The sequence below is a fragment of the Burkholderia sp. Ac-20392 genome (genome assembly GCF_017104585.1).
Classification (GTDB): Bacteria; Pseudomonadota; Gammaproteobacteria; order Burkholderiales; family Burkholderiaceae; genus Burkholderia; species Burkholderia lata.
The window spans coordinates 18,055-40,432 of record NZ_JAAGPB010000030.1; the positions used below are offsets into that span (position 1 = coordinate 18,055).

At 55.3% G+C, this 22,378-nt stretch carries 19 protein-coding genes and 1 rRNA gene; 11 read left to right on the forward strand and 9 right to left on the reverse strand.

Features of this window, described 5'->3' with window-relative positions:
- Window positions 1–693: 693 nt before the first annotated feature.
- The 9 genes from G3N99_RS06805 (at window position 694) to G3N99_RS06845 (ending at window position 9,646) form a co-directional block, all read left to right on the forward strand.
- A complete protein-coding gene (locus tag G3N99_RS06805; protein ID WP_206121997.1) occupies window positions 694–1,092 on the forward strand; it encodes a helix-turn-helix transcriptional regulator in 399 nt (132 codons plus the stop codon).
- A 336-nt stretch (window positions 1,093–1,428) separates the two neighbouring features.
- On the forward strand, window positions 1,429–2,004 hold the full coding sequence (locus G3N99_RS06810; protein WP_346778475.1) for a TnsA endonuclease N-terminal domain-containing protein: 576 nt from the start codon (window positions 1,429–1,431) through the stop codon (window positions 2,002–2,004).
- A 13-nt stretch (window positions 2,005–2,017) separates the two neighbouring features.
- Window positions 2,018–3,976 (forward strand): Mu transposase C-terminal domain-containing protein, encoded by a 1,959-nt coding sequence (locus G3N99_RS06815; RefSeq protein ID WP_206121998.1) that lies wholly within the window; start codon window positions 2,018–2,020, stop codon window positions 3,974–3,976.
- On the forward strand, window positions 3,966–4,904 hold the full coding sequence (locus G3N99_RS06820; RefSeq protein ID WP_206121999.1) for a TniB family NTP-binding protein: 939 nt from the start codon (window positions 3,966–3,968) through the stop codon (window positions 4,902–4,904). The genes G3N99_RS06815 and G3N99_RS06820 overlap by 11 nt, the downstream gene beginning before the upstream one ends.
- Before the next feature lies 1 nt (window position 4,905).
- Window positions 4,906–6,417: a TniQ family protein gene (locus G3N99_RS06825; protein ID WP_206122000.1), complete on the forward strand. Its 1,512-nt coding sequence runs from the start codon at window positions 4,906–4,908 to the stop codon at window positions 6,415–6,417.
- 374 nt (window positions 6,418–6,791) lie between these two features.
- The gene (locus tag G3N99_RS06830) at window positions 6,792–8,117 is read left to right on the forward strand and encodes a hypothetical protein (RefSeq protein ID WP_206122001.1); all 1,326 of its coding nucleotides are present in this window, start codon (window positions 6,792–6,794) and stop codon (window positions 8,115–8,117) included.
- 50 nt (window positions 8,118–8,167) lie between these two features.
- Window positions 8,168–8,785: a hypothetical protein gene (locus G3N99_RS06835; protein WP_206122002.1), complete on the forward strand. Its 618-nt coding sequence runs from the start codon at window positions 8,168–8,170 to the stop codon at window positions 8,783–8,785.
- An 82-nt stretch (window positions 8,786–8,867) separates the two neighbouring features.
- The gene (locus G3N99_RS06840; protein ID WP_206122003.1) at window positions 8,868–9,161 is read left to right on the forward strand and encodes a metallophosphoesterase family protein; all 294 of its coding nucleotides are present in this window, start codon (window positions 8,868–8,870) and stop codon (window positions 9,159–9,161) included.
- Window positions 9,158–9,646, forward strand: a complete 489-nt coding sequence (locus G3N99_RS06845) for a 3'-5' exoribonuclease (RefSeq protein WP_241011518.1) — start codon at window positions 9,158–9,160, stop codon at window positions 9,644–9,646. The genes G3N99_RS06840 and G3N99_RS06845 overlap by 4 nt, the downstream gene beginning before the upstream one ends.
- Window positions 9,647–9,662: 16 nt before the next feature.
- On the opposite strand, the gene G3N99_RS06850 is transcribed toward G3N99_RS06845, so the two are convergent.
- From G3N99_RS06850 to G3N99_RS06865, 4 genes are all read right to left on the reverse strand, one after another.
- On the reverse strand, window positions 9,663–10,130 hold the full coding sequence (locus tag G3N99_RS06850) for an HAD domain-containing protein (RefSeq protein ID WP_124486758.1): 468 nt from the start codon (window positions 10,128–10,130) through the stop codon (window positions 9,663–9,665).
- 314 nt (window positions 10,131–10,444) lie between these two features.
- On the reverse strand, window positions 10,445–11,344 hold the full coding sequence (locus tag G3N99_RS06855; protein ID WP_206122004.1) for a plasmid partitioning protein RepB C-terminal domain-containing protein: 900 nt from the start codon (window positions 11,342–11,344) through the stop codon (window positions 10,445–10,447).
- Window positions 11,341–12,255 (reverse strand): plasmid partitioning protein RepB C-terminal domain-containing protein, encoded by a 915-nt coding sequence (locus G3N99_RS06860; RefSeq protein WP_175000884.1) that lies wholly within the window; start codon window positions 12,253–12,255, stop codon window positions 11,341–11,343. The genes G3N99_RS06855 and G3N99_RS06860 overlap by 4 nt, the downstream gene beginning before the upstream one ends.
- Window positions 12,248–13,819: a recombinase family protein gene (locus G3N99_RS06865; RefSeq protein ID WP_346778476.1), complete on the reverse strand. Its 1,572-nt coding sequence runs from the start codon at window positions 13,817–13,819 to the stop codon at window positions 12,248–12,250. Before G3N99_RS06865 ends, G3N99_RS06860 begins: the two co-directional genes overlap by 8 nt.
- 815 nt (window positions 13,820–14,634) lie before the next feature.
- Here G3N99_RS06865 and G3N99_RS06870 point away from each other — a divergent pair.
- Window positions 14,635–16,404, forward strand: a complete 1,770-nt coding sequence (locus tag G3N99_RS06870; RefSeq protein ID WP_206122005.1) for a hypothetical protein — start codon at window positions 14,635–14,637, stop codon at window positions 16,402–16,404.
- 925 nt (window positions 16,405–17,329) lie between these two features.
- Here the strand turns inward: G3N99_RS06870 and G3N99_RS06875 are convergent.
- From G3N99_RS06875 to G3N99_RS06890, 4 genes are all read right to left on the reverse strand, one after another.
- Complete coding sequence (locus G3N99_RS06875) at window positions 17,330–18,232, reverse strand: plasmid partitioning protein RepB C-terminal domain-containing protein (RefSeq protein ID WP_206122006.1); 903 nt, start codon at window positions 18,230–18,232, stop codon at window positions 17,330–17,332.
- Window positions 18,229–19,131 carry a ParB/RepB/Spo0J family partition protein gene (locus G3N99_RS06880; RefSeq protein WP_046544129.1) on the reverse strand — a complete coding sequence of 301 codons (903 nt, stop codon included), beginning with the start codon at window positions 19,129–19,131 and terminating at the stop codon, window positions 18,229–18,231. Before G3N99_RS06880 ends, G3N99_RS06875 begins: the two co-directional genes overlap by 4 nt.
- The gene (locus G3N99_RS06885) at window positions 19,128–20,741 is read right to left on the reverse strand and encodes a recombinase family protein (RefSeq protein ID WP_206122011.1); all 1,614 of its coding nucleotides are present in this window, start codon (window positions 20,739–20,741) and stop codon (window positions 19,128–19,130) included. Before G3N99_RS06885 ends, G3N99_RS06880 begins: the two co-directional genes overlap by 4 nt.
- A 119-nt stretch (window positions 20,742–20,860) precedes the next feature.
- Complete coding sequence (locus tag G3N99_RS06890) at window positions 20,861–21,304, reverse strand: hypothetical protein (protein WP_205817910.1); 444 nt, start codon at window positions 21,302–21,304, stop codon at window positions 20,861–20,863.
- A 383-nt stretch (window positions 21,305–21,687) separates the two neighbouring features.
- Here G3N99_RS06890 and G3N99_RS06895 point away from each other — a divergent pair, with 383 nt between their 5' ends.
- A complete protein-coding gene (locus G3N99_RS06895) occupies window positions 21,688–22,020 on the forward strand; it encodes a hypothetical protein (protein WP_206122007.1) in 333 nt (110 codons plus the stop codon).
- 242 nt (window positions 22,021–22,262) lie between these two features.
- Here the strand turns inward: G3N99_RS06895 and rrf are convergent.
- Window positions 22,263–22,375 (reverse strand): 5S ribosomal RNA (gene rrf, locus G3N99_RS06900).
- Window positions 22,376–22,378: the final 3 nt, after the last annotated feature.

Consider the following 22,378-nt stretch of genomic DNA (forward strand, 5'->3'; position numbering starts at 1 on the left):
GTGGATTCGGTTCCGCACTCCGTCCCCACCAGTCGGTCCGCGAGCGTCCGTATCCGCGGACCAACCGGCTCTCGATGACAACGTATCCGCCAATGCATCCTCATGCATCTCTTTTCGCTCCGCACGGAGCCGCTGCAGCACCGACTCTGATCTCCGCAATGTCATGTTGAGGCCGCCTGCAATCAAAAGGTCGACCAAATCCCGAAGCGTCACACCACGGCGCACGGCGACTTCGATGTGACCGTATGCGCGATTCGGACCGAGGTTTCGTCGCGGTCGAGATGGCCGTCATTCGTCACTAGGTCTGCTTGCGCAGCCTACACCATACAGCTAGCTACCGCGGTCTACTATGCGAAACCATGCGGACCAGAGCGGCAGCAACGTTGATCCAGTAGGGCCTGACCTGCCCTTTCAAACGAGCTCGCGAAATTTTGGCGTACCCGCTTGATTGCGCTCCGCGTACCGCCGTGCGACATGTCGCTTGTAGCCAGTCCGCGGTGTGGATCAAAAAGCGTATATTAATTTGCATCATAAAAGATATGTCTTTCTTAAGTGATAGCAAATCTTCACTCCACTGTGCAATTTCCTCAAGAACTGCTCCGAAAAAATATAAGAGTCCTGACTTTGCGAAATTTCTCTAATCCAGCTAGGCTCGAGACTCGCCTAAACATCATCTTGCCGTCGAATATCACCGTGACAAATCTTGGAAACTTCGTACGCACTCGCCGGCGGGAGCTCCGCATCACGCAGACGGAGCTTGCTCGTCGAGTGGGCGTCGACGACGCCTACATCAGTGCGATCGAGCGAGGGATTCGCACGCCTGACGGCGTTGCGTTCATCGAGCAACTAGGGGATGCGTTAAACCTGGATGTAGATGGAAAGCAGGAACTCGTGACGGTCGCCACGTGCTCTCAGCGCTACATTCATTTGTCAGATCCACTGCCCGTGTACAAATACCAGGTCATTGCTGACCTGGTGCGTGACCAGGGTCTGTCAGAGGAAGATATGGAGGCGATTGCTCACGTGCATGCAGCGATTCGACGAAATCGCAAGATGCCGATCGGCCCAACCAGCCAAGGAGGAGCCATGTAAAAAGAAAAGCGCCACGAAGCCGAAGGCCTGTAGCGCTTTGGATCAGAATCAGTAGCGATTCGTCTCCCGACAAAGCCGAGTCTCTACCAATCTGACCGCAGCGTCAAGCCCCGCTTTTTCTCTACGATTTGCACCACCTAGAAATTCGATCAAATTTGATCGAATTTCTGAGTTCGCTCGCCCGTACGCGAGGTTCTTTTCGACATCACATTGCTGTCGAAGGGTGGCGTATTCCCGAAACGTAAGCGTCTCCACGAGACGCGACGGAGAGAACTCGTGCCTGCAATATCCCAAATCTTACTTATTCACGCCTCATCGCGTCGAGTGCGTCGCATCGTGACCGTCTCTGGCCAAGGTCGACGAGGAACCTTCCCAAGTCGGAAGTCCGCTAAGTCGGCTCAGTTCGAGAGCCGCATCGAGGAAAAGACGTTACGCATCCTGGAGATAGCCCCATCAGTTGAGTCAATCGAAACACAACCGCAGGTCTTCGAATACTCCGACGGCACGTTCCGACGGCGCTATACGCCTGACGTGAAGATCGATACTGCCGTCGGAACGGTGTTCCTCGAGGTCAAGGATGACGAGTCACTCACTTCAAACTCGCAAGCTATCGCTCGACTTTCCGCCGCCGCTCGATATCTCCGGCAATGTGGTCATCGTTTCCACATCGTTTTGCTAAGTGACCTCGACAACGATCTGCAGCACCAGCTCGAGCTGCTTCTAAAAGCGCGTCCAATACGCGGGCGGTATCGACCCAACATCGACGCAACGCTCTGGGACCCAGAAAACGGAACACATTTGCCTGCAGAGCTACAGCAGCAATGGGAGGGTGCGAAGCGTGAGTGTGACGCTTTCCTTCACCGGATCATGAAACGCGACCCGGACGACCTGCTGCCCGTCTCGATTCGATAACTGGAGATAGACCATGGCCAATTTCACCAAGGATCAAATCGTCTTCAGGGGTGAAGGGACATTTCGCATCATGCGCGTACAAGATGACGTAGCCCAACTGGAAAACACAGTGACGGGGGGGGTCTCCAATCACAATGAGGCAGACCTTCTTGAAGAATACTTGCGAGGATATCTGCGTACGATTAACAGCAAGCAATATCAACGCTCCCCGAAACGCAGCACTTTCAAGAACGCATTAGAGGCTTGCACATCCGCTGGCCAGCGCGGAGATTTCGAGACGCGCCGACGAGTCAACTATCTAGTAATGCTCGATCGAATGGGCGCATTCGAAGGTCCTCGGTCGGCGCTTCGTCCGGCAATCCACAAAGTGGCAGCGGATCTCGCCGATGCTACGCCACCTCATGAAACCACTGTATATCGCTGGCGTCGCCGATACCGTATTGCACATTGCGACATCCGCGCGTTGATTGATCAGTCGGAACATCGGGGCGGAAAGGGAAAATCAAGGCTAGATCTGATTGTGGAATGCATCATCCACGAAAAGATTGAAACGGCCTTCCTCAACAGCAAAACCGGAACCGCAGAAGAAGTCCATAATGCGGTATTCCTCGAAATCCAGCGACAAAACACGACGCGTATCGAGTCCGAATGGCTCAAGGCACCAGGGCTCCGGACTATTCAAAGGCGCATCCATGATATTGATGCATACGACAGAACAACAGCTCGCTATGGCGAGCGCGAAGCTCGGCGCCGATTCGCGGATCAATATCGGGCTCGGAAGGTATCACGAATCCTCGAAATTGTGGAAATCGACCATACGCCGATAGATCTACTGTACGCGGACGCAAATGGCAACGCCATCGATCGGCCGATGTTCACCGTTGTCATCGACCGATTTTCCAGATGCGTTCTGGGCTTCTGCATCAGTTCCGCCGGGCATGGGGTCCACGCTGTATTCGAAGCGCTGCGGCACGCCATGATGCCCAAGAGCTATCTGAGAGAACGATTTCCTGAACTACCTGAGTGGCCATGCCATGGTTGGCCGGAACGCTTACTCATGGACAATGGGCGCGAAATGCATGCCCGTGCAGTCGTCGATGCCTTGACCAATCTGGGCGTGGTCTGTGAGTACGCTGCATCGCGCGACCCAAACGACAAGCCATTCGTTGAACGCTTTCTCAGGACGTTCAATTACTCCTTCATACACAAACTTGCAGGAACGACTCTCGCGAAGGTTCACCAACGTATCGGCTTCAAGGCGGAAGACGAAGCATGCATCACGTTCGATAAACTCAATGAGATGGTTCATGTCTGGATCACCACGGTCTATCACATGAGGCCTCACAAAGGTCTAGGCGGCCGCGCGCCTATCGACGTTTGGAAGGAAGGTGCCACTGCGAATCCCCCCTTGCTGAAATGTAACGCCGCTGATCTCAGCATCGAGTTCGGCGAACATGCCGAACGCGAGTTGCAGCACTACGGCGTCGACTTCAACACATTTCGGTACGTGTCCCAGGAGTTGCTGGCCTTGCGGCGCATGTTGCCAGAGAAATCAAAGGTACATATCAAGGCTCCGTATGAGAACGCTGGCGTAATCTATGTTTGGGATCCGATCGAGAACCAATACATCCACGCCGTCAATACCGACGATAGGTACCACAACCTGACAGTCGAGCAAGCCAAGACGGTGAAGAACCAATACAAAAACTCCGATCCGCACCAAAGAACGAGGGCAAATGGAGAGGCAATGATCCGCGAGATGAGCATCGAGGCGATGCAATCAAAGAAGCTCAAGGAGCGCAAACGAGGCGCGCGTCAATCCCACATTACATCGAAGTCCGTCAATCGTCACTCTCCCATCGCGCCTGTACCCCAGAATGATCTTCCTCAAGGCGCTCTCAATTCGGATTCCAATGAGTTAACCGGGTTTGAAGTCGACACCTTCAATGTTGAGGTCGATCATGACGAATGACGCCGCGTGCGCAGCAACCATTCAGAATATTCGAAAAGGATTCATCATATTCCCTCACGTCAAGCGAATATCGGCTTCATTGGATCGCGTGCGTGCGTATCAGTGCGCATTTGAGGAAGCCGACCACATCATGCTAATCGGTGAGTCCGGCGTTGGGAAATCAACTCTGCTTAAAAATTACGCGAAGAAACATCCTCCGATCGAACACGAGGAATTCACCGAGGTACCGGTACTGTATGTGGTACTTGGCCCATCCCCGACACCTAAAACGCTGGCACACACGCTCCTGCGGGCGCTAGGGGATCCGAAATGGAGTACGGGTCGAGAAGTGGAATTGACGGCCCGACTGGTTTTTCTCATAAAACAGTGCCGTGTTCGGCTCGTGATCATCGACGAGGCCAATCACCTGATCGACAGAGGAGGAGAGAAAACCCTCCACACTGCTGCCGACTGGATCAAACGATTGGTGGACGCTACACGAGTGTCGTTTGTACTAGCCGGCATCCCCAGAATAACGCGCTTGCTCGACACGAATGACCAACTGCGCGAACGGTTCCGGGAGGTTATCGAGATCAAGCGACTGTCCGTAGCCATCACATCTGTCGAGCTTGAGTTTCGCAATGTACTTGCGACCTTCAAAAAATTTCTACGGGACCTCCCAGCGATTGACATCTCTGGTGAAGTCATCACTCGCCTGTTTGCGTTTGCGACCGATGGGCGTCTTCGCGATATCCGAAGGCTCCTAGTCCGCGCTGTCGAACTGGCATACGACCAGCCTGATCCCAGGTTGACAGACAGCGTTCTCGCGCAGGCATTCCGGACAGTCATCTATCCAGGCTCACCAGATAACCGGAACCCATTCCACGAGGCGTTCGATACGACGCCGCTCGTGAAGGCCGGTGAACCATTTTCACCGGTGGAGCGCTGACATGATGACGTCCAACACTTCTCGTCTACCACTATGTCGCCCCAAAATCCTTCCTGACGAATGGATCGAAACCTATCTTTTTCGCGTCGCCAGGGCAAATGGCATTCGCCGTCCAAGGCTCAGCGATCTCGAACGGTTTCGCCCAACGCTTCCCGTCACGGCCGGGAGCAAACCTGACGGCTATCCGATTTGGAGCGACACCACGCTGCCACGATGGAGCGTGGTTACTCGCGTAAACAAAATCCGGTATTGCCCGGAATGCATGGTTCAGTCCAGGCACATTCGTTCGCGCTGGCGCCTCAATGCATTTGAGGTCTGCACGCTCCACCATGTCCGTCTGAAAGATGATCTCGCCGAACCTGTGATGACCCGGGGCTATAAGCAAGACGACAAACATCTGATCACGGATGTCACGGATGAGCAGCTCTGGGACGGTGCAGTGTGCCCAATGCCCAGCGAGCGACGGCATGTTGATCGATTGTGGTCGGGTTTCGAACGGCTAATCCTTGACGGCGATCTGTCCGGCGCTTTCGAGGGGCTCACTCACATCTTGTTTCTGCAGGCTCTACTCGATGCCCTGGCAATCGCCACGCCAGAGTCCGAATCTCTGCCCATAAATGCCCCTCGGTCGACCCGACTGACAGAACTGGTCGAGAGGAACCAACTTTCCTTGGTCCCGAATTCGGACGGAATTCGCGACTTCCTAGACCAGATCACCGACTCATCACATCGCAACACCGTGCTCGCTCGACTACGTCGCATGCTGCTCGATGAATCTCACAGACCCACATGCCTTTCGAGTTTGCCGATTGCAGACTTGAGGCGGCGATTTTTGATGAGCGGCCAGAAAAGCACTGCTCCACAAACCCAAGGAGAACTCCATCCGGGTCATGGGGTACCCGACGGGTACGTAAGCTTCGAAAAAGCGACTGCGCTCATTGAATGTTCAAGAGGGCATATTCGACACTTCATCCGGGAAAACATCATTCAAGGCTCCGTCACTGTCCATCACGGCAGCAAGCGACTCGTATTTCTCCCACCCCAGGCAGTGGAAGCATGCCGCAGATGGTACGAATCCGTCGCAACCCGCGAGCAGGTAATGAAGGAATTGCATATCAATCGGCACGGTTGCCTCACGCTAATGAATTCCGGCCTACCGCAGCCGCTGACAGTCAGCGGGCAGACATATTTCTATCGAACGCACCTCGCAGGTCTGTGTCGCCGGCTAGAGGACTTGTCGCAGCCTTGTCCGGCCGGCCCTGTGTATTTACAACCGTTGTTCGGAACATGGTTGCAGTGGCAGGGGCCCTATACATCAAGTTCACGAGAAGTGCTGAAGGAAGTCCTATCTGGCGAATTTCCCATCTTCCGTCGACTGGAAAATCCAGGCCTATCTGCCTACTTCATTGATTGGACGGCAATCGAAAGACTGCATCAGTCCAAGACGGACGTAGGTGCCAACCGGGCACAGTTGAAACGATCATCGCAGCAGCTTTCCCTCTTGCCGGAATGAACCACAAATCAATCCACCACGTAGCTTGGCGCTCCCGAGGAGTCGCCCTGTTTTCAGGGCGGTTCCTGGTGCGACCTATGGCAGGCGCGGATGAAAGTTTCCTTGGCTACCGCTTGCGGGTCGCATTCGCCAACGGACTGTCCAACCCTGGTTGGTTGGACTGCTTGGATTTCAGCCTCCCGAAGGCTCATGGCATCGCCCGCTGGTGCCCGCGTTGCTTGTCCGACTCCGGATGCAATTGGCGGGAGGACTGGTACTCCGGGCCGGCAGCGTGCTTGGCGCATCGCTGCTGGCTCACTTCAGTGTGCGCCGCGTGCCGGCGGACGTTGCGCTGGAAACAGGTTCGCTTCGCCAATTGCGCATGCGGCGCACCATTGCAAGAAGCGACCGTCGACAAATTTTCAGACGAAGTCCTGAAGCTGATCGACGAGCAAATCGCTTCGAGTACCGCCTTTCTGTCCGTTGGGGAAAGATGGAGCCTCGCTCGTTTCCTAGGGGCACTCTCACAGTTCGGACTTCAAGGCAAACCATTGAAGAGGGCCTCGCGTCGAACAGAGAACGTCGAACAACTCCTGGTGACTGCCGGCGCATCACTAATCGCCGATCGGTCGGCTTGTTTCGAATTGCTTGACCGCCTTCGTGCCCCTCAGGCAGGCGTGAATAACGTTCCCCTGCTCTCGGATGTCTTTCCGCGCCTGCTCACTATGCTGCGCAAGCAGTTGAGTGAGGCAGAACGTCGCTGGATGCTGAACCTCCTATATGCGTACGTTACGAGTTCATCGCGCCATGGGCCGGCAGTGCTCTGGGAACGAAAAGGCGCTGCCGGGCGGACGAACAAGGAGTTACGCAATCGGCAGAAGACACGAAATTCAGCCATTGCCAACATGCTTGCGCAGACCGGTGAAACCGCACCAGTCAGGCGAACCCCGGCTGGACGGCAGAAGTTTGCAATCAGTGACGATAACCTGAAACGTCTCCGAAACATCCAACGTTCGCTGGTCCCGTTGAAGACAGCGGCCCGATACGCCGGGATGTCCACCAGACGTATCCAAGCACTGGCGAAGGCAGGTCTACTTGCCTCACACGAGGCACGGATCGACACGAGGTCAGTCGATCGTTTGCTCGGCAACATCGCGGCAGCCTGTGGTCGGGACGGATCGGTGTTTGAGGATCCGGTCAGCATAGCCGAGGCCTTGCGTCTGTACGTTCCTGTTGAAGCGTCAGCAGCATTCTTCAACCACCTCACGAACGGTGCTTTGCGCCTTGCCGTCGAGCGAGGCAAACAACCGGCGTTGCGGAATATTTTTGCCAACCGCTGCGACGTAATCTCCACCGCGCAGATACCGGTCGAATCGGATTCCCCGATATCCATTGTTGAAGCAGCTCGTCGACTCGGCGTCAAACAGGAAGTGATGTACCACCTGATCAAGGTAGGGCTAATCAGGACTCGAACGGGCAAACTGCGCCGCCGGGCAGCACGAGTCGTCGATGTTGATGAACTGAAGAAATTTTCCGAACAATTTCAGCCGTTGTTCACGGTGGCAAGTGCGATTGGAATCTCCGCTCGCGAAGCGCCTGGCTGGGCCAGGCAACATGGTATCGAGATCGTCACCGGACCATCTGTCGATGGTGGACGACAGTACTGGGTCCGCAGGCAGACCGACGCGGGAAATTCCCGCCGTGTAAGCGGCGAAGCATGACAACTCGGCTTTCGTGGACCGTGTGAGCCGATCTTGCGACAGGAGCTTATATGGGAATCTGGAACTCTAGCCCGGTTGTGCTGGAGCCCCTTGTATTTCTGTCTCGTTGGCAAGTTATGGAGACGGACAAGGGCTTCCGCCATTTCATTGGGCACAACATGGAAACCATGAGCGGGCGGGCAAGCACCCCTATCGTGAAATTTGATCCGGAGACCCGCCGTGGGGTCACCCAATCCGGGAGGATCTACGAACTGATCGCGGAAAGCGGCGTCGACAGCAATGCCAACATTCTATGGGACATTACATGCGCTCAAACCGGCGCGACCTCCACAGACGTCTCATCTGAGTACGATCAAACGGATATCGCCTCCCTGCAACCTGTCGCGCCTTTCATTGCCAATCTGTTCTACGACGTCAGGCTAAGGTGCCTGAGCGCCAATGTCCTGGCCACCCATCAATCTTTCGAGCCACGGAATCCGGACGACCTGGCGGAGCTGTTGTTTGCAATGGGCGTGAGACAGGGTTACCTGCGCGTCCCGGATTTCGACATGGTCGAAAATCGGACTGAATTCGTTGAACTTGTGCACGCGGTAGAGCGTCGGCTCAATCAAATGGAGCGGGGCTTGCCGCGCGACGCTGATGGACCGCCAACCGCAGAACCGTCGTGATGAACTGACGACCTGCCGAAATTGAACATCTTGATCTGACACCAACCAATCTAGGCAACAATCCAACCATGATCGCGAAGCCGTGAAACGGCTCGTCCTGTCCAATCTGCACAACGAATTCGAACTAGCCGTAGCTGATGCGGAGGCCGTCGCCCGCGCCGATGTCATCGGCCTAGCTGGCGACATCCACGCGAAGGACCGCAGCGTTGAATGGGCTCGCGCATTCGTTGACGATCCGGCCAAGCCCGTCATCTCGGTATCGGGGAATCACGAGTTCGACCAAGGGCACTTCGATCACACGCTGGACAAGCTCCGCGAGCTTGCGCAGGGCGCCGCCGATCGATTCATGTATCAATCAGACGCTCAAGAGGAATGAAACAAACGATGCGAGTTTTTGTCGATACCGAATTTACCGATTTCGTCGACTGCGATCTGATCAGCATTGCGCTGGTCGCCGACGATGGCCGAGAGTTCTATGCCGAGTGCGACGACTTCGATCGAAACACGTGCAGCGCGTTCGTCCATGAAGCGGTATTGCCGCAGCTAGGTCAATACCCCGATCGAGTGTTCTCTCGGGCGAGCCTCCAGTTGGCACTCCTCGCATGGCTCCAACCGTTCGAGGGCGGCATCTTCTGCATGGACTTCCCTGGGGACTGGGATCTTCTTTTAGACATCCTCGATGGGGTACCGAATGGCTGGCAGGGGCTGCTTGTGCGTGATCAGGCTGACCAGGGCCGGCTGGAGTCCTACTACAAGCAGTTCGGCGGTCGACACCATGCGCTACACGATGCCCGCGCTCTGCGTTACGCGATGCAAGATGGAACGTCGTCTACGCGTCCTGCGCAATCGAGCTCCGACTGACATTGATTGTGATCGCCTAGGAGACGAATTCATCAATCCGTTGCAGTACGGCAGGATCGTCTATCCCACGGGCTGGATCGCATACGACGAGTCGGGATTGCAGTTCCGGGGCGGACGCGAATTCCTTGGGGGCGTCATCCAGAATCAAGATATCGGCCAACGTCAGTCGGCGCCTCCGCATATAGTCCGCAATCCGTAGCGAGCGACTCTCGATGCGTCGATTCGTAAGATAAACTTTGGTAGCCGCGCTCAGCTCGCGCAGATACTCATGTTGCAAGCGTTTGAGGTCGAACATATAGATCCAGGTGCTATGGATTGCGATGTCGACCGCTTTCCCGCTGACCCGTTCGGCCAGTTTGGTCTGCAGTGAACAAACCCCCTGTCCGACCACCGCCGGTCCGTTGGGACCGTATTCGAGTTCGCCCACTGAATTTGGATGTAGAACTCCATCGATGTCGAGGAATATCGTTACCCTCTTGCTCATTGCCGAGGTCGCCCATAGTGAACCAGGAGAGCAGGCCGGACTGTGACAGCGCCGGGGACGCATGCTTCGCTCAGCACTATTCTATGCCCGGCGATTGTTCTCGCTGATAGGTTGGAGTATGCGCAGGGAGCGATACTCTTCATGGCACCCTCAATTGTACGGAACGCGACGTTTCGCCGCCGCACCGACGACTTTTGAGCACAGAAAGTTCTGAGGCTTCGGGCAAAACAATTCACCGCCACTTCCCCATGCAGTGCGCGCCGTCGAAACTCGGATTAACGTAACCAAATGCCAAGCCTCAAAGGAAGGTGGACCTACTCCTGTTCTGATGCCCGATTGTCGGCTGCGATAGCGTCCATCGTCGAGACGAGGCTGTCCAGCAAGTCGCCGTGATACCGTTTCAGATGCCCGTGGATATTGTTGTTACGGAGCAAGCGGCTCATGAACCCTTTGGCGACGACCAGCGCGAGCATGGTATCGCCCACTTCCGTCTCAACAGCTTGGCAGTCTTCACGCAGGCGCTCCATCTCCGCTTCCATGCGAGCTAGATCCTCCGGCGATATCTCGCTCTTTTTCTTCGGCTTCGCGAAGTCATTCAATCCTTCAGGCCTAGTTGTCGCGAGGATCATCTCCAAGTATGGGACTGTGAACTTGTTCGCCGCCACCATCATTTCGGCCGCTTCTATCTGCCGATATGGCTTCATTTTCTTAAGGAGAATGAATATCTTGGGAAGCACCTGGCGGTTCTTGAGGATAGAAACAGCTTCAGGTGCAACGCCGTCGAGCATCGTCGCTCGCTCACGAATACTACGAACGTCGGTCCTCAAGACTTCTGCAATGCGCTCTTCGGACGCGCCTTTCGCGAGAGCGGCACGAATCATTTTGTGCTCCTGCACCGCGGACAGACGGTTGATATGCCGATTGAACGTGAATCCCTCATCGTCTGTCGAAACCATGCATGGCGCTACAGCAACGCCAAGCTGCTTTAACGCTTCAAGCCGCAAACGCCCATCCAGCAATTCATAGTGCCCCAGGCGCTCAGTTGACGGAAAAACAGCCAACGGTTCGATGATGCCCAACTTCTCAATCGAGGTCATGATCGAGGCAAACTTGCGCGACAGTACCATACCCTTGGACAGGGGTGAGCCCGGGTGGATCAGTTCAATCGACACCTCAATGATTCGTTCCTCGAAACCTCGCTTAACGGTCGTCATGGCAGCAGCTCCTGAGGTAGTCGCGTCGCAACCGCTTCGGGAATGTCCTTTATCCCTTCTGCGCGCAACAACGTTCGAAAATGCTCGTCGGACAAGAAGCGTTTGATTGCAGAGATGATGAGTAGCAGACGCTGATCCTGAATTCTCGCGTTCTGAAGTACGATTTTTTTCCTTCGCACTTCTGTCTGATATGTTCTGAGCAATTTCTGCGGCGTCGTATTGTCCCTGGAGTGCAGTCGACCGCCCATCTTCTTTCCTGTGGCCTCCCGCTTACTTATGATTCGCCGCACTCGTATCAGTTGCTCGCCCTTCAGCGTCTTCGACTCATAGGCAGAAAGCATGGCTGCTTGCACATCTTCGCTAGACGAGCGTGCAATTTCTACGGCGAGCCAAAGTGGCATGTCGCGCTTCTCGACGGCTTGTAGCAGCCGCTGCTCGCCTCTTTCGAGCAACACAAGAATTCCGCTGAGGTACGCGGGATCCAAGTTCGTCTTTCTTGCGATTTGGTCATTGGTGTAGCCTTTGGCTCGAAGCACTTGCAAGCCGTTCATGAGCTCCACTGCGGAGTGCCGACGCCGAGCAATGTTCTCGGTCAGTGTGATCAAAAAGCGATCGATCTGACTGGCCTCGACGATGCAACACGGAATCATCGTCTCGCCTAAGGCCTTGAGCGCCTCGAGTCGCCCTTGCCCGCACAGCACCTCGTACCAATCTCCTTCCTCGTTCTTACCTCCGTAGGCCACTGTGATAGGCCGCTTTAGTCCAACCGTGGCAATGTTCTCGACTAGCTGGGAGAAGAAGTATGGGTTGCGCGTACGCGGGTTCAGCACTCGAAGTTGGTTCGCCGGAATTTGCACAATCGCGTCGCTACGCGCGAGTGTTGACCCGAGTCTGTCCAGTCGATCATTCATACTCAACTCCTTTGAGTGGCGCACGACGCCCGAGTTGGCAGAGCACATCAAGATCGTCAAAGCGATATGCCTCGAACCCAAAGTCGTTGTAGTCTTGAAGGCGCACCATATCGACCCGCAGTTCGACCGCGGGCAGTAGGAAGTAGTCGCGGATCGACTTGGCATCGAACTCCATACGCGCCGCAACAATGATGTCGGGTAGTAGCGCATTGTCGAAGCGGATCACCCACCGATTGCTTCCGACGGCGGTCGGCCGGCAACGCGAAAGAACGAGAGAAACACGAAACTCGTCGTTGACCCATAGCAGATCGGATCGCGCATCTTTCACGACATCTGCTCCGGCTTCCGTCATAGCTTGTATTGCCTGAGCGACGATCTGAGGATGAAGTCTGCGCAGTTGCCGATTAATCTCCACGTAGCGATAGTCTCTACTCGGCAAGTAGCCGATCAGATCATAGGTTCGCAGCAGGCTCCCGAAGCGGTGCATGTACGCGCTGCTCGACGGGCAGCCGACAGCTTCGTCAATGACGATGCCTGACAGATAACCATTCTTTAGAAGAAGTTGACGCAAGCGCTCGAGCATCTCGGCATCGCTCATACGATATGAGCGTGCCATGATGATCTGCCGTGCAGCTTCGAACAACAAGGGACTGACAATCGGCTTAAACGCGTTGTCCGCTCGCACCCATTGCTCGGGTGGGTTCTTAACCCGCTGTTGTTTCAATTTGAACGAGGTGCGGTTCCAAACGTTGTGCCCGACATATTTTTCGTTGATGAGAATCTGATGTACCGTGCCACGCGTCCACAACGTCCCCCTATCAGTCCGAAGGCCTTCGGCATTCAGTGACGCCGCTATCTCGGTCTCGGTTCGTCCGTCCTCGACAAAGGCGCTGTAGATACCGCGAACGGTATCCACTTCTTCTGCCGGTCCGGGAGACAAGATGACTCGATCAGTCTGGATGGATTTCTGCTGGCCGCGCTCGAGCGTGCCTTTGATTTCTCTCGCGTGGTCAACCAGCACGCGGCGCAAACCGTAGCCGGCAGGACCGCCTTGTCGATTTCCGCAACGGATCAGCCGACTTTGCCCAGCATGAACCTTCACGCTGAGTTCGCGGCTGTACTCCCCCGCCATAGTCCGCTTCACACTCTTGATGATGCTGGAGACGGGGCTCCCGTCGTTTTCGAACTGCTCAGCGCAATAGAGAACTTTCACTCCAGCATGCTTGCATCGAATCTCGTAGCTGGCACTTTCGTCCGGGTCCTGAAATCGCCCCCAGCGGCTAACGTCGTAGACCAATACAACAGAGAAGTCCGCGTTGCCTGACTCTGCATCGCGCAGCAATGCCTTAAGCGAATCCCGGCCGTCGAGACGTAGACCGCTTTTCCCTTCATCGGCATATACGCGAACGACCTCGAGGTCTCGTGTCTCCGCGAATACGCGAATGACGTCCAGCTGGTTTTCGGTCGAATACTGTTGATGCTCCGTGGACATGCGGACGTACGCGACCGCCCGGCGTTCGGTATCCGAGCCCTCATGCGCTGCCTGTCGCGTCGAGCGGACCACGCTGCCTCCCTCCGGCAAGCTACCCCACGCCCGCCTGCGTCAAGACACTCCATCAGACGACTATAGTTTTGGAGACGTGAAAAATGTTGCCGAAAACAAGCAAGAAGTTGCGCGACAACGAAACCTCAAAGGTGGGAAGCGAATACCCGCTGGTCATCGCCCTTGCGCTAAAGGGAGAAGTGGGAGGTTCACGGCGCGCGATAAAAACACTGACGCGGTGGACGGGCGCGAGCGAACGCACCGTACAGAATTGGCTTTCTGCGGTTCGGGGACCAAGCGGCCCACATCTGGTAGCCCTAGCCAAACATTCGAATGCAGTTCACGAAGCGTATTTGTCGCTCTCAGGACGGAGTGAGGGCGTAGACTCACAAATCGAGATGTCGATAGAACTACTTCGCAAGGCGCTCAGCCTCCTTGTCGATGGAAGTTAATAGTCCGCCTTGCCATGCGGCTATTTCACGCTACTTAATACTCGGGCTCCTGCCATCCTGCAGGCAACACGAGCTGAACTCGTCAGCCTCGCACTAGTGGCGGAAGACGGTCACACGGGTTCTATGTCGAACCAGTCAATGCCTGGAACCCCGAGGTTTGTACGCTGTTTCTACAACGTGAAGTGCTGCCGCCGCATCGATATTGACACGTGACCAGAAAAGATACAGATTGATAAAGTTCAGTACGCGACAAATACGCCAACTACATTTTTGAGAAACGCGCCACATCTCGCCAGCTTAGTATGACACTCATGGTCGCGCCTGCACATTGCCCCATCACACAACGACGACCATCGAATTGAGACTAGCGCTATAGGAGACCATATGCCAGACCGCCTACTCATAACACAGAATGCACAATTTTACTTCCCGAAAGCAGAGTTGACAGATGACTCGATAGGTGCCCTATTAGACGCCGCATCTCAAAATATCGAGAAGAATAGCAATTTTCTGATCGATGAATTTAGGCAAGCGCGCATCGTACCCAATACAGATTTCACGTTCACGTATTCTGCAAGAGCATTTCCTTCGTCCCGTCCGGTCTATTTTTTGACTGAGGACTTCCAAGATACAATATATGCGTACATCATCATAATCGAAATCGGAAAATATATATCGATCTTCAAAAAAAGCTGCACCAATATATCCGACAAAATCGACGAACACTTCAATGCGGTCGACCACTCGCTTCTTACATCAACCTTTGATGACGACGAAGTTGAGTTTCAAAAAATTGCACTGCGCAATATGACGATATCAGAGCGCGCGATGCGAGCAAGATCGTATGAAGCCGCTGATTTAAAAGGCCTACTGTCGACGCATGCCGCCGGGCGATCAATTCCCTATTTTCTGAAAATTCGTCAAGGCTCAAACTTAAAAACTATTTCTGCGAACTCTGGTCGAGTAGTGGAGGCCTCCGAACGGAAGAGGCTTGATGAAATCGCGCTTTGGGCAAAGGGCCAAGTTCACCTAATTGAAAATCCAAATGCAAACAAGGCATTTTTGGACTCTTTCGCAAAATTGGTCGATCTTAACGAAGTGCTAGCCGTCACCGAGCCTTCGGCCATTTTGATCGAGAGCGCGATGCTACACGACAGAATAATTAGAGAAAACATCCCTGTTTCTTACAAAACACGAAAGAAAAAATTGCTTTCACTAAACAAGGGCCGACTTGATCGAATCTTCGAAATTTTGGAGAAGGTGTATGAAGTCGACAAAGACCTAAAGGTGATGGGTCACGAAAATACTTCAAGGCTCAGAAAGAACGAGAAATCAATCACACTACTATCCATCCCCCTTCAGAGAATCAAGCTTACAGAGAACGGAAAGGATATCTCTCTTCAGAAATACATCATTAAGAACGGATTCTTTAGCATTTGCTTCGAAGATCCCAAGTACATGTATTTCATGGGGCGATGCTTCGAAGACTCATCCGGGATTTCCGAAATCGATAGCATACTAGATATTTTGATTGCCAAACCCGAGATCGCGAATGCCACTAGCGAAAAGGGCGAAATCCAATCAACCTCAGCCGCATTTGATGCCAATTCAATGTTTGGTATAGCAGAGGCCATTCATGCTCATGATGATTACATTTTTTGTGATGATCTGGGTAACGAATGGGCTGATCATATTACCCTGAACAGTGCAGACTCGTGCATTTGCTTTATCCACTCGAAACACGGGGACGTTAGCCGATCCGCAAGCAAGCTTCATGACGTTGTGGGCCAAGGTATAAAAAATCTTGGGAATATGTATTTCTCAAAGGAACAATTCACAAAGAAGGTCGATGAAAAGTTCTCCAAGAGTTATTCTCAAGATTCGGTACAGAGCGAAATTAGCCGAACCAGAAAAGGCGATTGCACCGCGATCGACGACTACGTTAAACACCTCTTGCAAGACTATAAGCTCCACCGAAAAGCCATCCTATCATGCTCGTTTATATCAAAATCCGCCATTGAGATTGAATTTAATAAAATAAAAGCCAAGCAGGCTATCACGGGTAATATCATACAACTGCTTTGGATTCTGTCGTCTTTCGCGCATGCCGCGAAGGATATGAATGTCATCCCCATCATTTACTGCCAGGAATAAAATGCGCGCGCCGACCGCCCGGCCTACAGAAGGGCATCGGTGCGCAAACTGCTTAAGTGAGATGCAATCCCTATACCCACTCGTCATCACCCTCACGCTCAAAGGAGAAGTTGGAGGTTCGCGGCGCGCGTTAAAAACACTGACGCGATGGACGGGCGCGAGCGAGCGCACCGTACAGAACTGGCTCTCTGCGGTTCGGGGACCGAGCTGCCCACATCTGGTAGCCCTGACCAAACATTCGAATGCGGTTCACGAAGCGTATTTATCGCTCGCAGGACGAAGCGAGGCATCCGCCTCGCAGATCGAAATGTCGATAGCGCTACGTCGTGAGGCGGTCGGTCTACTTGCCGGCAGTAGTTAGAAGACGGCGTTCATTCCAAGCCAGCACGAGTGCATTTAACCAGCCACGCCGAGGCGCGGCCGACTGAGAGATGGTGAAGCTCTGCAGCTATCGACGGGTCTTGTACACGCGCTTAAACACGACGCGATCGCCGAACATCTTCTGTATGAGCAGGCTCAGCCCAACGAACACAACAGCGCCCGTAACCCAACCACCTACCGACATAGATTCAGGCAGATGTCGATGGGCTTGATAGCCCGCGAACGCGGCAGCAAGGAGTGCCGCACCGAACAGCCCTCTCGCCGGCCCATACTCGACTTCAGCCTGACACCCCGTGCAAACCGTCGCGCCGCGCGGAACCCCAGTGCGGCAGTGAGTACAAGTCATATTGCTCATTATTTTCACGATCTTGGCTATAGAACCACTCGACTGCAACACGCAGTGAGCCCCTTTAAACGCATTACGACACAAAGGTAAGATTCTTTAGACGAATTCGCAACGCCTCAACACACGAATTCCGGATCGCGCAATTCTCACGACCAGCAGGCCGATTTTCGAAACAATGTACCGCCAAGCCGCGTAAGTTCAGGCACTCGGTTCGAGAGCCGGCTGCTCTAAGGCAATCGTATCCACGACGGCTTGCAGTTCGCAAAGCAAGTCTGCCTGTTGGGCTTGTAGGTATTGGTGTACCGACTCGTTCGCAAGCAGCCTCGCAAGATAGCCCTTTGCGAGCACGAGGTTGAGCACGTCCTGTCCATAAGTCTGTTCGACCACCTTGTACTGCCCCTGCAGATTGCTCATCTCCCGCTCCATCTTCGCCATTTGCTCGGGGCTCACACCTGCAAGCTTTCTCGGTTTCTTTCCTTCGACCAGCCGAGATGCCGGTGTCGCAACGAGCAACGCTTCCGCATACGACACGGACAGGTTGTTCGCTGCCACCATGAGCTCGACACATTCGACTTGCCGCGTCGGCTTCATCTTCCGCAGAGCTCGCGCGAGTTCCGGCGAAAACTGCCGGTCCTTCAGGAGCTCAGTCGCTTCAGCGCAAATCCCTTCCAGTAATGCCATCCTCTTGATGATCTGCGACACATCTACCGACAGCGCTTTCGCGAGCCGCTCCGGGGACACACCACGTTCAACGGCTCGACGAATCATGAAGTGCTCCTGGATGGTCGATAGTCGATTGACGCGGTTGTTGTACGTGTAGCTCTCGTCGTCCGTGGCAACGAGGCACGACACGGTGTTGAACTGGAGCTCCTGCAACGCGATCAGTCGCAGATGCCCATCGAGCAGGACGTGGTTGCCCGATGCCTGATCGACCGGCGTCACCGAAAGCGGCTCGATCAAGCCCACCTCTTCGATGGAGCTTCTGATCTGCTTGAACTTTCGCGAGTTCATCATGCCGGCAGGCGTGCGTCGTGATGGCAGGATGCTCGTGATCGGAACAGAGAGTGGTTCCGGAATGAACCCAAGTGCTACGCCGGTCATGCTGGACTCCCGCTCGGCCATACACGTTCTGCCAGATACTTCGGCAAAGTCGCCAGTTCCTCAGCGCGCAGCAGGTTGACGAAGTTCTCATCCGCAAATAGCTGCCTGAGGGCGCCGACGATGAACAGCAAACGCTGCTGCGTAAACTCGGCCTTCCGCACCATCGTTTTCTGCCGCTCAACTTCATGCTGATACGTTCGGACGAGGCTCGATGTGGTCACGTCCATCACCTTGCGCGTCATGTTTCGATTCGCGGTACGGCCGAGCGCTTTCCTCCGCTCGATAACGCGCCGAGCGTCCATCAGTTGGCGCCCGCGCAATCTCCCCGATTCATATGCCTCCTGCAGGGCGGCCTGGATCGCCTCATCGTCGTCGCCGGCACCAACAATCGATAACGCTGCGTTCAGCGGAATTCGGCCTTTCTCCACAGCGATCACGAGTCGCTCCTCACCCTGATGCAGCAGCGTCAGGATTCCCTGCACGTAGTGCTGCGTGAGGCCCGTCTTCTCGGCGATCGCCTTCGGCGCGTAACCGCGCTCCTGCAACTCGCGTATGCCGGCGAGCAACTCGAGCGGTCGGCACTGTCGTCTCGCGATGTTCTCCGTCAGGCTCATGATGAACGCGTCTTCGTCGCTCACGCTCACCACCAGCGCGGGTATCGTCGTTTCGCCGAGCGATCGGAACGCCTTCAGTCGCCCCTCGCCACACACGAGGAGATACTTCTCAACGCCACTGGCCGTTGCCCGCGGCGTGACCAGGATCGGTTTCTTCAGGCCGATCGTCTTGATGTTGCTGACGATTTCGTCGAAGACTCGACCATTACGCTCGCGGGGGTTGATCACCTCGATTTGGCTGATGGGGATCATTCGAACCTCACCGGGCTGCTCGCGCTGAGTCATGCTCTTCTCCTCAGCCGAGCACGCTGTGCCATACCGTATAAGTAGTCCAGCGTGTCAAAGCGATAGCTCTCGAACTCGATCGGATTCCAGTCCGCGAGGCTGATACGAGGCTGCCAAAAGTCGATGTGCGGCAGCAGGTAGTAGTCGAGCGCAGTCGAGTTGCTCTGGTCCAGCCTGACTGCGACGGTGATATCCGGCAGCAGGCTCGTGTCGAACCGCACCTTCCAGCGGTTACGGCCGCTGCTGCGCACCTGACACCGTGACAGCACGATGCAGGCAGTGAATTCTCTATTCACGGTCAACAGGTCCGTCGCCGGATCACGCGACACGGATCCGCCGAGATCCGCAATCTTCTTTTCCGTCTCGGCAACGATCTCTGGGTGCAGTTGCCGAATGAAGCGGTTCGTCTCGATATAACGATAGTCACGGCCGGGCGTGAAGCCAACCGTCTGGTACGCACGAATCAAGCTACCGAAGCGATACACGTAGACCGAGGTGGACGGCATACCCTCCGTTTCGTCGATCACGACGCCGGATAGAAAGCCTCGGCTTCGATACAGGTTTCGCAGACGCTCGATAAGCTCCTCACTCGAGTAGCGCCGGGCCCGCGCCCGCATGATGCCCTGCGCTGTATAGAACGTTTCGCTCGGCACGAGGGGTTCGAACGCACCCTCCTTGCGTATCCACATTTCAGATGGATTCGTGACGCGCGATTTCTTCAGCTTGAACGACACACGGTTGTAGACGTTGTTGCCGATGTACTTTTCGTTAGTCAGCACCTCCCGAATGGTTGCCCGAGTCCAGGGCCGCCCAAGGTCCGTCTGAACGTTCATGCCATTCAGACGTGCGGCGATCTCGTGCTCGTTGAGCGACTCATTGATGAACCAGTTGTAGATGAGGTTGACGATACGCACCTCGCTGTCCGGGCCCGGCATCAAAATGACGCGATCCGTCTGCAGGCACTTGTGTTGGCCGCGTAGCAATTCCCCCTTCATGAGGCCATGTTCGTCCACGAGGATCCGGCGTAACGCGTAGCCTGCAGGCCCGCCTTGCCGGAAACCAAGCTCGATCAACCGACACTGGCCAGCAAAGACCTTCGCTGACAACTCACGGCTGTACTCACCGGCCATCGCACGTTTCACACCTTTGACGATCGTGGAAACGGGCGAGCCGTCGTTCTCGAACTGTTCGGCGCAATAGGCGACCTGGATGCCAGCGCGCCGGCAGATGTATTCGTAATAGGCACTTTCGTCTGCATCCTGGAATCGTCCCCAGCGGCTTACGTCGTAAACGAGGATTACCTGGAAATCGGCCATGCCGGTTTCCACGTCCCGGATCAGCTGCTGCAGCGCTTGGCGCCCATCGATTCGCAAACCACTTTTACCCTCGTCGGCGTAGGTCCGTACGATCTCGAGATCGCGACGAGCAGCGTAGTCGCGAATCCGATCACGCTGATTCTCCGTCGAGTATTGCTGGTGCTCCGTCGACATCCGAACGTATTCAGCAGCCCGCATCCTGCAAGTCTGCTCGCCAACGGATTCGCATGTGCATTCGAGGTCCACGATCCAGCTCCCACCGGCAACCGCTCCTCGCTGCACCGTCCTCGACATCAACTATGAGGACTTGTATCGGCGGACGCGTCGCGCCTTGCTACGACGTCGAATGCGAGCGAGTACACAGGCAAGGTAGCAGGCCATAGACCGTTGTCGAACACGTCATCTCTTTGCAATCACGCCGGAACAGGTCTCGGCTCAGACAGCACGGCGATGTGCACGGTCCACGCGTTCATCTTTGCAACGCCGGCCTCAACCACGTCGCGCAGGATGTAGAACCCAGATGCCAGTGGGCGACAGGCTGGCCACACGTCCATATTTGCAACAGGACTAGCAATGCGCCGTGCATTTCGTCGTCGCTGCATCACGCAATTGCGATCGCGATAAGACGGGTGCGTCTCGCGGTAGTGCCGCCAGTAGTCAGGATGTCGGGCCCGCCAGCTGGCCTGGGCGCGGATCTGATTCTCGCGATAGTCGGGATCGACTCGCATGCGCTGGTGCTGCCATGCACGCCGGCGAGCACGCTGGCACGCTTTGGCCGAGCAGAAGCGTTGATGCGGGATGTGTAAGAGCGGAGTGAAGGGTGCGCCGCAGGCGGCACAGATCCGATCCGATTTCATGGCCGTACTCCACAGAGGAATCGCAGTGGGGTCGGCCGTGTTCGGGGCCAGGGTCAGTTGAAGCCAGCTCGAGGGACGCGGCGTCCCACCCTCGCAGATTTTCCCGCTCTTGGAGCCGCTCTTGAGCTTTTTCTAGGCCTGGACCTTCCGAGGCTCACACGAGCCGCTCATAGAGCTCGCGGGTTATTGGGGTCGCACCCAGACGCTACTACTTCGGCGCGGAAGTAGACCAGTCGCAACAACTCCGTCGTCGCGACAAAGTGCTTGTGGCGGGGGTCTTCGTAAGTCTTTGATTTTTAGTCAGCGGCGTCTCATCAACTAAGTCGCCCTACGGTACCCATACGACCCGCTGACCACAACCAACTCAGTACAGGAGTCGGAAGATGGCTAACGCCAATAGTAAGTTACGTCCCAAGAAGCTCAAACAGTATCCCGAGGTTGAGCTGACCCTCGGCAACAAGCCTGACCTTCCCCAGGATGGCCAACCGTACATGCCATGGATGCGCGCCATCGACGCGCATTTCGAGATGTTCGGATTCAAGCCGGGTGATCGCGTCTATCTTCGGTTCAGCTTTGCTTCCCGAAGGGTCACCATCACGCCCGACTACAGCGCGCTGAACTGGCGAGAGCAGCCCTATGGTGCAGCTGCCCAAGAAGAGGATAGGGAAGAGGAATACGCAGCGCTGGCCTCTTTGCGCAGCTCTACTGCCTGGTGATGGCTCGGCGTGATGCATTTCGGCACACGCGTTGACGCAAATGGACCGCGGTGGGGCTGCAGGTAACTTCAACAACCGTCACAACAGACGAAAAGTTGCGTTCCGCTCTCTCGGCATTCGACGACATCGCAAGCATCAGCGCATGCAGCACGACAAGCATCCATGCCGAGTACTCCACGCACATTTCCGCCGCTCAAATGCAAAAACCCCCGCCTTTCGGGCGGGGGTTTCTGGCTTAGGGAGCCTGACGATTACCTACTTTCACACGGGAATCCGCACTATCATCGGCGTAGAGTCGTTTCACGGTCCTGTTCGGGATGGGAAGGGGTGGGACCGACTCGCTATGGTCATCAGGCAA